12 protein-coding genes and 1 tRNA gene are annotated in these 9,755 nt (G+C 49.8%); 6 read left to right on the top strand and 7 right to left on the bottom strand.

Going from position 1 to position 9,755, the window contains the following annotated elements; translation table 11 throughout:
• Window positions 1–934: 934 nt before the first annotated feature.
• The 3 genes from C7K08_RS11020 to minD form a co-directional block, all read right to left on the bottom strand.
• A tRNA-Thr gene (locus tag C7K08_RS11020) sits at window positions 935–1,006 on the bottom strand.
• A 7-nt stretch (window positions 1,007–1,013) separates the two neighbouring features.
• Window positions 1,014–1,346 (bottom strand): cell division topological specificity factor MinE, encoded by a 333-nt coding sequence (minE, locus tag C7K08_RS11015; protein ID WP_106500663.1) that lies wholly within the window; start codon window positions 1,344–1,346, stop codon window positions 1,014–1,016.
• Window positions 1,347–1,350: 4 nt separating this feature from the next.
• A complete protein-coding gene (minD, locus tag C7K08_RS11010) occupies window positions 1,351–2,169 on the bottom strand; it encodes a septum site-determining protein MinD (protein ID WP_106500662.1) in 819 nt (272 codons plus the stop codon).
• A gap of 107 nt (window positions 2,170–2,276) precedes the next feature.
• On the opposite strand from minD, the gene C7K08_RS11005 reads away from it, so the two are divergent.
• From C7K08_RS11005 to C7K08_RS10995, 3 genes are read left to right on the top strand one after another with little or no spacing between them, the layout of a single operon-like run.
• Entirely contained in the window at window positions 2,277–3,284 is a 1,008-nt protein-coding gene (locus tag C7K08_RS11005; RefSeq protein ID WP_106500661.1) for a phospholipase D-like domain-containing protein, read from the top strand.
• Window positions 3,284–3,847 (top strand): chromate transporter, encoded by a 564-nt coding sequence (locus C7K08_RS11000; protein WP_241537219.1) that lies wholly within the window; start codon window positions 3,284–3,286, stop codon window positions 3,845–3,847. The genes C7K08_RS11005 and C7K08_RS11000 overlap by 1 nt, the downstream gene beginning before the upstream one ends.
• Window positions 3,844–4,401 carry a chromate transporter gene (locus tag C7K08_RS10995; protein ID WP_106500660.1) on the top strand — a complete coding sequence of 186 codons (558 nt, stop codon included), beginning with the start codon at window positions 3,844–3,846 and terminating at the stop codon, window positions 4,399–4,401. Before C7K08_RS11000 ends, C7K08_RS10995 begins: the two co-directional genes overlap by 4 nt.
• A gap of 8 nt (window positions 4,402–4,409) precedes the next feature.
• On the opposite strand, the gene C7K08_RS10990 is transcribed toward C7K08_RS10995, so the two are convergent.
• Window positions 4,410–5,075 carry a septum site-determining protein MinC gene (locus tag C7K08_RS10990; RefSeq protein WP_241537217.1) on the bottom strand — a complete coding sequence of 222 codons (666 nt, stop codon included), beginning with the start codon at window positions 5,073–5,075 and terminating at the stop codon, window positions 4,410–4,412.
• 42 nt (window positions 5,076–5,117) lie between these two features.
• Here C7K08_RS10990 and C7K08_RS10985 point away from each other — a divergent pair, with 42 nt between their 5' ends.
• The gene (locus tag C7K08_RS10985; RefSeq protein WP_106500659.1) at window positions 5,118–5,789 is read left to right on the top strand and encodes an HAD-IB family phosphatase; all 672 of its coding nucleotides are present in this window, start codon (window positions 5,118–5,120) and stop codon (window positions 5,787–5,789) included.
• On the opposite strand, the gene C7K08_RS10980 is transcribed toward C7K08_RS10985, so the two are convergent.
• Together C7K08_RS10980 and ctpZ are read right to left on the bottom strand one after the other, a co-directional pair.
• Window positions 5,740–6,996, bottom strand: coding sequence for an HD domain-containing protein (locus C7K08_RS10980; protein WP_106500665.1), 1,257 nt, complete (start codon window positions 6,994–6,996; stop codon window positions 5,740–5,742). The genes C7K08_RS10985 and C7K08_RS10980 overlap by 50 nt on opposite strands.
• On the bottom strand, window positions 6,993–8,213 hold the full coding sequence (ctpZ, locus tag C7K08_RS10975; protein ID WP_390625564.1) for a carboxyl-terminal processing protease CtpZ: 1,221 nt from the start codon (window positions 8,211–8,213) through the stop codon (window positions 6,993–6,995). The genes C7K08_RS10980 and ctpZ overlap by 4 nt, the downstream gene beginning before the upstream one ends.
• 66 nt (window positions 8,214–8,279) lie before the next feature.
• Here ctpZ and petB point away from each other — a divergent pair, with 66 nt between their 5' ends.
• Window positions 8,280–8,936 (top strand): cytochrome b6, encoded by a 657-nt coding sequence (gene petB, locus C7K08_RS10970; RefSeq protein WP_106500657.1) that lies wholly within the window; start codon window positions 8,280–8,282, stop codon window positions 8,934–8,936.
• A gap of 67 nt (window positions 8,937–9,003) precedes the next feature.
• Window positions 9,004–9,486 carry a cytochrome b6-f complex subunit IV gene (gene petD / locus C7K08_RS10965; RefSeq protein WP_106500656.1) on the top strand — a complete coding sequence of 161 codons (483 nt, stop codon included), beginning with the start codon at window positions 9,004–9,006 and terminating at the stop codon, window positions 9,484–9,486.
• A 26-nt stretch (window positions 9,487–9,512) separates the two neighbouring features.
• Here petD and C7K08_RS10960 read toward each other — a convergent pair whose 3' ends face one another.
• On the bottom strand, window positions 9,513–9,737 hold the full coding sequence (locus tag C7K08_RS10960; protein WP_133165232.1) for a hypothetical protein: 225 nt from the start codon (window positions 9,735–9,737) through the stop codon (window positions 9,513–9,515).
• Between the last annotated feature and the right edge of the window lie 18 nt (window positions 9,738–9,755).

The raw sequence follows: 9,755 nt of genomic DNA, 5'->3' as shown, positions 1-9,755 counted from the left end.
GTTTTGATCAAGCCCTCCCCTGTGAGATCAATCGGATCACCTGTGTTATGTAGTTTGGTTAAGGCTTCGCTTAGCAGCGAGGCCTGGCTTAGATCATCGGAGCTTATTAGGATTAGTTTTTCAGCCATTTTTAGCCATACCGCCTTTACATGTTTACTATAATATATAGATTGTGTTAGTGCTGTATGGATCGGCATTTTGGGGATATCAAGCGAATCCGTAAGCGCCATGTGGCCTATCGCTTTCTTCTATTCTTAGAGGTTTTTATTATATGCATCATTCCCCTTGGCTTTAGTTATCCACTTGTTTTAAGTGCTTCGGCATTGGTTTTAGAATTATATGTTCTTTTCTTTTTGGGCAAAGTTTCAAACCTTAGAAAAGGACGGCTTTTCATGTATTTTCTGGGGGCCTCTGCTTTTGTTGTGGAATTAATATGGTTTATCTTGGATTTGAGTTATACCGTTTCGTATGTGGACGGTTTTTTTGCTCTTAATCAGCCGGCCCTTAGCCTTCTTCGTTTCACGCTTTGGTTCTTTTTCTTTGGACTGTTATTAATTAGATTAATTAAGTCTTTGATTCGTGAGCCTTTTGTAACCACKTCTGTGGTTATGGGTGCTGGTGCCGGATACCTTATGCTTGGCTTTGTTGGGGGTGTTTTACTTAATACTATTTTTTATTTTCAACCCGTTGCTTTCGTTCCTCTGCCTCARAATCCTACAGCTATTTTAAATATTGCTGCTTTTGGGTACCTCACAACTTTAGGAAGTTCTGTTGTTAATCAAGACTATCCRTTGGCTCAGATCGGAGCTTTGTTGATCACATTGGGTGGTCAATTRTATGTTGCTATATTGATCGCATTAGTTCTTGGCAGATAYCATAGCCGCCGCRGTTRAATTTAACGTGCGAKCTCAATTTATTTAGTTGTTTTCTTTTAAGCCGGCTAACGGATTTGAACCGATGACCTTCGCTYTACAAAAGCGCTGCTCTACCGCTGAGCTAAGCCGGCAATCAGCTCATTCTATAGCATCACTTTGAGGCTYAGCTTCTAAAGCTGGCCCATTAAGGTTGAGGCTCTGCAGTGCGGCTTCCTTTACCCTGCGGATGGGTAGGTTGGCAACAAGCGCAGTGCTGCGATCTTCCGTTTCAAGGGTAACGTCGCCGCCATCGAGATCTAGCTCCACATATTTRCTYACTACTTCAAGGATTTCCTTTCGCATTCTTTGCAGCAGCTCRGGATTTAAATCGCTGCGATCATGGGCTAAAACCAATTGCAGGCGATGTTTTGCTGTGGTGGCACTGGCCTGTTGGCGGCCCAGAAGCTTATCGATTAGGTCGAGTAATGTCATGGCTTCAGAAGATTTTGGTTTGCATTAATTGCCTTACTTTTGCCCGCAGGCCCTTWTKTAACTGGTTTGGATCTGGCAGGGGAATTTGCTCTCCCATTAACCTTTTGGCTACATTGCGATAGGCAATTGCAGCCGGTGATTTGCCATTACCTAAGGTGAGTGGTTCGCCTCGGTTAGTGCTAACAATCACCTGTTCATCTTCTAATACCAATCCAATTAAAGGTAAAGCCAAAATATCCGTAACATCTGAAATCCCCAGCATCTCCTGATTTGCCATCATCTTTGGCCTCACTCTATTTAATACTAATTGAATTGGATTAATGCCGCGGGTATTGAGTAAACCAATTACCCGATCTGCATCACGAACAGCTGAAACTTCTGGTGTGGTAACGATTATTGCTTCCTCTGCTGCGGCAGCGGCATTTTTAAAGCCATCTTCAATGCCCGCAGGGGCATCAATTAAAATCACATCRAAATGTGGTTTTATCATCTCAACTATTTTTTGCATGTCCTCTGGTTTTAGCCAATCCAGCATGCGTGGATTTCCAGCTGGCAATAGCGATAAATTTGGTTCCTGTTTATGTTTAACCATYGCTTGCTCAAGCCGGCAGCTACCAGCGAGCACCTCTTGGGCTGTAAAAACKATCCTGTTTTCAAGCCCAAGTAATAGATCCAGGTTGCGCAGGCCAAAATCAGCATCGAGAACTGCCGTGCGCACCCCCTGGGAGGCAAGGGCAATTCCCAGATTTGCGGTGAGGGTTGTTTTGCCAACTCCCCCTTTGCCAGAACAGATCAGGATTGTGTGTTGGGAAGGGGCTGTCACTTATTGGGCACCAGCCATTTAATGGCCAGTGAAACAGATYTGAKCAAAATACTGCCAAAGCCYTTTATTTGGTACAAGCTTGGTGCAGTAGGTGGAACGGTTGGCCAATGGTGAGTGGAATCACAAGCCTCAAACACCATCAAACCCTCCTGGTTATGCCTGAGGATGGGGTTGCAGCCCTGCAGGAATTCATCGCTGGCGCCAGCCATGAGTTGCGGCTYAAGCARTTCAAGCTGGAATCYGAGGCGATTGAACTTTCACTGCAACAGGCCCATGCCCGCGGMGTAAAGGTGCGGGTAATGCTGAATCCGCACACCTCTGGCGGTGATCGCTGGAATGATTCGGCCTTTGAAAGGCTTCAGGCATGGGGYATTGAAGTTGCCTGGAGCAGTGATGCCTTTGCCGTAACCCATGAAAAATCAATTGTTGTTGATAATTCTGCGGCGCTAATTTCTACATTTAACCTTTCGGATAAATATTTTACTGAAACCCGTGATTATGGAATAATAACCTATGCGCAAGCTGCCATAGATCAAGTTATTGCTGGTTTTGAAGCCGATTGGCAGCGAGCTTTCTTCGCRCCTGATTTGAACGTGGGCTTGGTTTGGAGCAGTTTCCATAGCCGCGGTCAAATGGCAAGGCTTATTGATTCGGCTCAGCAACGCATTTGGGTGCARCATCCAAAATTTGTTGATTCAGTTATTTTGGAGCGGCTTGTGGCAGCAAGTAACAGGGGGGTGAAGGTGAGAATATTATGTGGCGGTAAGCATGGTATCTCTGATTGGGATATTTTTGATACTTTTTCTAGCCTMAGGCTATTGGARAGCGCTGGGGTAAAAGTGAGGCGCCAGAAACATTTAAAACTCCAYGCAAAGCTGATTATAATTGATCAATTAAAGGCCTTGATCGGCTCGATGAATATTGATCGCAGCGCCTTTGATATCCGCCGTGAATTAGGTATTGAAACAGATGCGCCAGAGGTKKTAGCCCGTTGTGTTGAATGCTTTAGCTTTGATTGGAAGCAGGCGAGTAAATACAGTGCTCCAGATCCCCTTGATCCCAGCATGCACAACCATGGTGAATTGCCGCCAGATCCAAACTTCATTCACGATTAATGCCTGCTCCTAGCCCAAGCCCCAAGGCTTTGTTTTTTGGCATGCTTCAGGTGGCAYTATCTGCTTTTGGCGGTGGGCTTTCTGCCTGGAGCCAACGAATAGTTGTGGAACAACGCCGCTGGATGAGCAATGAAGCTTTTCTTACTGGCTTAACTGTTGCTCGCTTATTTCCCGGCCCTAATCAAATCAATATGGCCGTTTATATCGGCRCCCTTTTTAAAGGTTTTATTGGAGCGATGGCAGCCATAGCAGGCATGCTTTTAGTGCCATTTAGTATTTTAATGTTGCTGGGTTTGGTTTATTTTCGCAGCCATGCTCTGCCCGCCGTAGATCATGTGCTCACTGGCGTGGTWGCAGCCGCTGCTGGGATGGCACTTTCAATGGGTTTTAAAATTTTACATGAATATTGGAGAGATCCTTTGGCGATTTTAATCGCAATTCTTACCTTTCTTGCTTTGCAGGTTGCTAATTTTAAGTTGATACCTGTGGTTTTGGTTGGCGGCCCYATGGCGATGGCTTTGTATTGGCCGAAGCCGYGCAAATCCCAGGCTGAAAACCGATGACTGGTTTAGATACGCTATGGCAGGTGATCAAAACTTTTTTAGGATTGTCTCTTTTTTCCTTGGGTGGTGGTAATACTTTGCTTCAGGAGTACCAGCATYTATCTGTAGACACMTACCATTGGATAACTAATAAYCAATTTGCTGATCTTTATGCCTTAGCGGAGGCGKCCCCTGGCCCTAGTTCAATGATTGTGGGTTTGCTTGGTTTAGGTGCTGGTTTGCGCCATGGAGTTTTATGGGGGGTGCTAACCGGTTTGGCRGCTGAAATCGCWGTTTTATTGCCTTCCACCCTCTTGATGGTTGCGGCTGCCTTGAGCTGGGGAAARTTTAAGGATTCACCTTTTCGGATTGCTTTCGAGCGCGGTTTGKGACCAATCACCTTGGGCATCCTYTTCTCTGTGGGCCTTACCGTTTTACGCACCGCTGATCACCATTGGCTTGCCTATGTTGTTTCCTTTTTGGTGTGCGGCTTAATGCTTTTTACGCGCATATCACCGCTCTATTTCATGGCAATTGCTGGTTTRCTTGGCGGTTTTGGATTAATCCAGCGTTAGTTTTCCTATTAGAGCGCTGGCAGAGTTGCTGCCGCTGGGTTAATCCGAATTTCGCCATTTATTAATTCAGCTTGTTCGCATAGGCCATCCGGTGGYARCTCCTCTGGCCCCCGGGCTATCGCATCGGCAATGCGCAATTGCAGGGGCCTTAATTGCAGMGCAATAATGCGMCCCTCGCTGTTGCCGTAGCAGCCGGCATGGGCGATACCCCGCAGCCTTCCCCACACCAAAACATGGTTAGCTGCGCTGATTCTYGCCCCTGGGTTCACATCCCCMAGCACCAGCACACTGCCTTCACTTTCCAAGTGATCACCAGCCCTGAGGGTGCCGCGATGTACTARCAGTTCARCCTCCAGCGCYTTAGGGCTTTCAAGCGGCGCCGCCATTACTTCGCAATTAATCCCCAGTGCTTTGGCTGCCACCAAGGTTGTGGCGCTATTGGTTATGAGCCGTTGCAATGGCTGGCCTTGGTTGCTGAGCCGTTGTTGCATTCCCCTTAGGGCCCCAATATCAAGGGGCCATTCGCCGCAGTGCAGTTCAACTAKCCCKGTGGGGGCGTCTATGCCAAGGGCTTGGTTAAGGCTTGCTTGCGGGCAMTGGCCCGCTTGCCATTCACCCATCTCCAGGCGATGGGGCCAACCAGGGGAGGGCGCAGCTATGAATCGAGCCACCATCTGGGTGTTGCAAGCTAGGGCTGAACATATTGCTGCTTACCCATGGCTGCTGCGATTGCCACGGTGTTTTGTGATTTTGATGGCACTATCACCACAGAAGACACCTTTGATGCCGTTGCCGCCGCAGTGGCCCCTGAGGTGTGGGGCCCACTAAAAGCTCAGCTGTTTAATTTTGAGATCAATTTGCGCCAAAGCATGGARCTGTTGGCAGCAGCCTTAGCGCCATCAGATCTTGAGCAAATGGTTAGCCATATGGCTCAATTTGAACCYAGGCCWGGATTTCTACCTTTTTTGGCTGAATTGGAAAGCGCTGGTTTGCCATTTGTACTTGTGTCGGCTGGGTTAGTGCCATTGGTAAACAAGCTGATGGCTCCCCATCGCCATCGCTTTAAACATCTAGTGGCAGCTGAAGTTAGCTTCAATTCACTCGATGGTTTGCAATTTCATAGTGAATTTTTTAGCTCTGATGAATTGGTAGCAAAAGCCGCTGTGATAGCTCGCTATGGCCAGGGTTCCAGTGTGGTTATTGGTGATTCGATTACAGATTTGGGKATGGCCCAGGTGGCAGATCTGGTTTTTGCCCGCGCACCCCTATGCCATTGGTTGGAGCAGCGCCAGATAGCGCACCATCGCTGGGAAGATTTTGATGATGTGAGTGCAGTGCTTAAGGCTGAGGGCCTATTGCCGCGAGGCGAAGCCGCAATGCCTGGCTAATTTCTCGGGGATGGAGCAACCAGGCCAATTCCTGGGGATGGCTGAGGCTTTCCACTAGGGGCGACACCTGTTCTAGGGCCTGGAGCTGTTCGCCATTCCAGAGCCGTAATCCACCCACATAGGGCTTGTAGCCAGTGGTGCGTGTTTCCCGAAGCCCACAGCAGATTTCAGGATCTAGGCCAGCGCTGATGCTTAACCTCTGAGCTAGGGCAAGGGCTTCTAGCCTTTCACCACTATTGAGCTGGCGCACATCTGTKGCCTTTAATAGGCGCCGCTCTAGCAACCTTTCACAAAGCTCTCGCAATGGTGYTGGCCCCTCTTCCCGCCAGCGAATTAAGTGATAGCCAGTGCGCAAATCATCATTAGCTAGATAAGTATCACTATCTAGATCTTCGATATGCCAGAGCCATTGATTCATCACTGAATCAGCAAAGATTTTGTTTGGTCCTAGCCGCCGTGCTTGCACAATAATTTGCTGCAGCAACCAGTTGCAAACAATATTGAGGCGGTGGTTATATACACTGCCATACATCAAACTACGCACAACTAAATAATGTTCAACTGCAGTGCGGCCGCGCGGATGAATTGCAAGTTGGCCATCGGGGGCGATCACTAAAGCGCCGATAAGGCGCGAAAGGTCGAGCTGTCCATAGGCGGTGCCAGTGCTGTAGCTATCACGGCGGATGTAGTCGAGGCGATCGCAATCGAGTTGGCTGCTCACTAGTGCAGCGATGGCTGGATTGGGGGCAATTCCCCTCTCCAACAGTTGCGCCACCGCTTCGCTATTKCCTGGCAACCAACCATCAAGGGGCTSCCTCAAGCTTTTTTGCTGGCGGATCAAACGGGCCGACCAAGTTTCATGGTGCAGGCCAAACATCTCTTCACCGCTGTGGCTCAGGGGGCCGTGGCCCACGTCGTGAAGCAGGGCTGCTCCGTAGAGCAAACCGCGCTGTTGAGCTAGCGATGGTGTTTGCCGCTCCAGATGTTTAAGGGCGCGGCGGGCCAGCTGCAAAACCCCAAGGGAATGGGTGAAACGGCTTGATTCAGCMCCATGAAAGGTGAGATAGGCGGGCCCCAGTTGGCGAATGCGTCGCAGCCTTTGAAAGGGCGCCGATTCGATTAATGCCATGGCCATCGCYTCGGCCGGATCGGCACTATCCAGCACGATTTCGCCGTGGAGCGGATCGTGATAAGTGCGCCTTTTCATTGGCTTAGTTGCAGCAGCAGTTGGCTGCTGGCCGCCTGCAGCCATTGRTCTTCATCACTGCCGAGGCTGCTGCCTTGGGGTTCTGGTGCGCTGAGCAGCTGATCAGGCATCAGCCCCACCCCCTGAATTGGATTGCCATTGGGGGTTAGGTATCTAGCCACGGTTACGGCAAGGCCACTGCCATCGCCCAAGGCCAGCATCGTTTGGATTTCCCCTTTGCCAAAGCTGGTGGCCCCCAGCAGTTCGGAGCGTTGATTGTCTTGTAGGGCACCGCCGAGGATTTCGCTGGCGCTAGCTGTGCCGCCATTGATCAAGGTAACCATCGGCCCGCTGTAAATGGTTTGTGGATTTGCCTGCCGCCTTTCGCTTATGCCGTTGCGATCTTGGGTTTCAACAATCACTTGACCGGGTAAGAGGTCGTCGGCCACTGCAAGCCCAGCGCTAACTAAGCCGCCTGAGTTGTTGCGTAGATCAAGCACAAGCCCTTCAATTGATTTYGCTTGGAGATCATTAAGTGCTTCTGCAACGGCCTCTGGCACCGTTTCGCTGAATTGACTAATGCGCAAATAACCAAAGGTGTGTTCGCCAGCCCTAAGCCTTCTGCTGCGCACCGGCCTCAGATCCACCGGTCGCCGCTCCAGATCAAGGCTGCGATTTTCACCCTTAGGGCTGATCACCTCCAGGTGAACACTGCTGCCTGGGCTACCCCGCAGCAGGGCGGCACTGCCTTCCAGGCCCAGTTCCCCAGTGGCTTGCCCATTAATTGTTACCAATAGGGTGCCGTCGCTAAGGCCTGCTTCAGCGGCGGGGGAATCCTCCACAGGCGCTATTACCACCACCTGGCCGCTCTCGGGCTGCAGGCCAAGTTGTAAACCCACGCCGCTAACACTGCCTTTTGTGGCTGCTTCCAGCTGGCTATAGGCCTCCGGCCTTAGCAGCCGGGTGTAAGGGTCTTGCAGGGGGGCCAGCATGGCGTCGATGGCGCTGTAGGCATCGCTGGGGGTTTGGATTGATTTTTCCAACGCTTTTTGGCGCAACTTGCGCCAGGGCACCCCTGTAAAGCTGGGGTCTACATAGGCCTCATTAACTAGGCGCCACACATCAACCACTAGGGCCTGTTCATCGCTAAGGGCTTGGCTGGGCTGGGCTGCAAAGCTCCAGCAGCTAAAGCTGAGCAATAGGCAGAGCACACCCCGCACCAGGGTTAACAGGGTCACAGCGGTATCAAGGCGGTCTATAGACTCTCACTCACACCCAACTGTGGGCAAACTCTCCTTCGTTGCATGGCGAATCCTTCCCCCGTCTACGACTGGTTCAACGAACGCCTGGARATCCAGGACATCGTTGACGACATTTCATCTAAATATGTGCCGCCCCACGTAAACATTTTTTACTGCCTTGGCGGCATAACCCTGGTTTGCTTCCTGATCCAGTTCGCCACTGGATTTGCCATGACCTTTTACTACAAGCCAACGGTTGTTGAGGCCTATACCTCYGTTCAATACCTAATGACCGACGTGAGTTTCGGTTGGTTGATCCGTTCCGTGCACCGCTGGAGCGCCAGCATGATGGTGCTGATGYTGATCCTCCACGTATTTAGGGTTTATTTAACCGGTGGTTTTAAGCGTCCTAGGGAACTCACCTGGGTTACTGGCGTAACCATGGCTGTTATTACCGTTTCATTTGGTGTTACCGGCTATTCCCTGCCTTGGGATCAAGTGGGCTACTGGGCTGTGAAAATCGTTAGTGGTGTTCCTGCTGCCGTGCCAGTTGTTGGTGATTTCATGGTGGAACTGCTGCGGGGCGGCGAAAGTGTTGGTCAATCAACCCTCACCCGTTTCTACAGCTTGCACACCTTCGTGTTGCCTTGGTTGCTTGCAGTATTTATGCTTGCCCACTTCCTGATGATCCGTAAGCAAGGTATTTCAGGTCCCCTTTAAGTATTTGATTTTGGTTTGGGTTTATCTATAGTTAATTAACCTCTTAGTTCCATCACTCCTACCCACCATGCATGTTCTAAAGGCCCCCGATCTCACCGACCCCAAGCTCCGGGCAAAGCTCGCCAAGGGCATGGGYCATAACTATTACGGTGAGCCAGCTTGGCCAAACGATCTGCTCTATATCTTCCCAGTTGTAATCCTTGGCACGATCGCTTGCATCGTTGCCCTTGCAGTGCTGGATCCAGCAATGCTTGGTGATAAGGCTGATCCATTTGCCACCCCCCTTGAAATTCTGCCTGAGTGGTATTTGTATCCGGTTTTCCAGATCCTGCGGGTGGTGCCAAATAAATTRCTTGGCATTGCCTTGCAAACCATGATYCCCCTGGGTTTGATGTTGATTCCTTTCATCGAAAGTTTCAATAAATTCCAGAATCCATTCCGCCGCCCTGTGGCAATGGCTGCCTTTTTATTCGGCACCTTCTTTACGATTTACCTGGGCATTGGCGCCTGTTTGCCAATCGATAAGTCTCTCACTTTGGGCCTCTTTTGATTTTAGTTAGTTAGTTAGTTAGTTGGTTATTTTTGGTTCCCTAGTTCAAGTTCCAAACTGCTGAAACTTGTAACCACGTTAAACAAGTTATTGTCAATTATAATTTTGTTCCCAGCGCGCTGGCTGCCACATGTTTGGTAGCCAGCTTTTTTTGCAGCATTTAATTCTTCTGGTGCATCACTAATGAATGCAGCATTTAATTCTTCTGGTGCATCACTAATGAATAGCAAAGCATCAGCTGGGATCGCCATGGTTTTCGCCAGCTGTGA

The organism is Synechococcus lacustris str. Tous (assembly GCF_003011125.1).
Lineage (GTDB): Bacteria > Cyanobacteriota > Cyanobacteriia > PCC-6307 > Cyanobiaceae > Synechococcus_D > Synechococcus_D lacustris.
The sequence above is the reverse complement of the archived record's forward strand: the minus strand, read 5'-3'. Positions and strand labels throughout refer to the sequence as shown.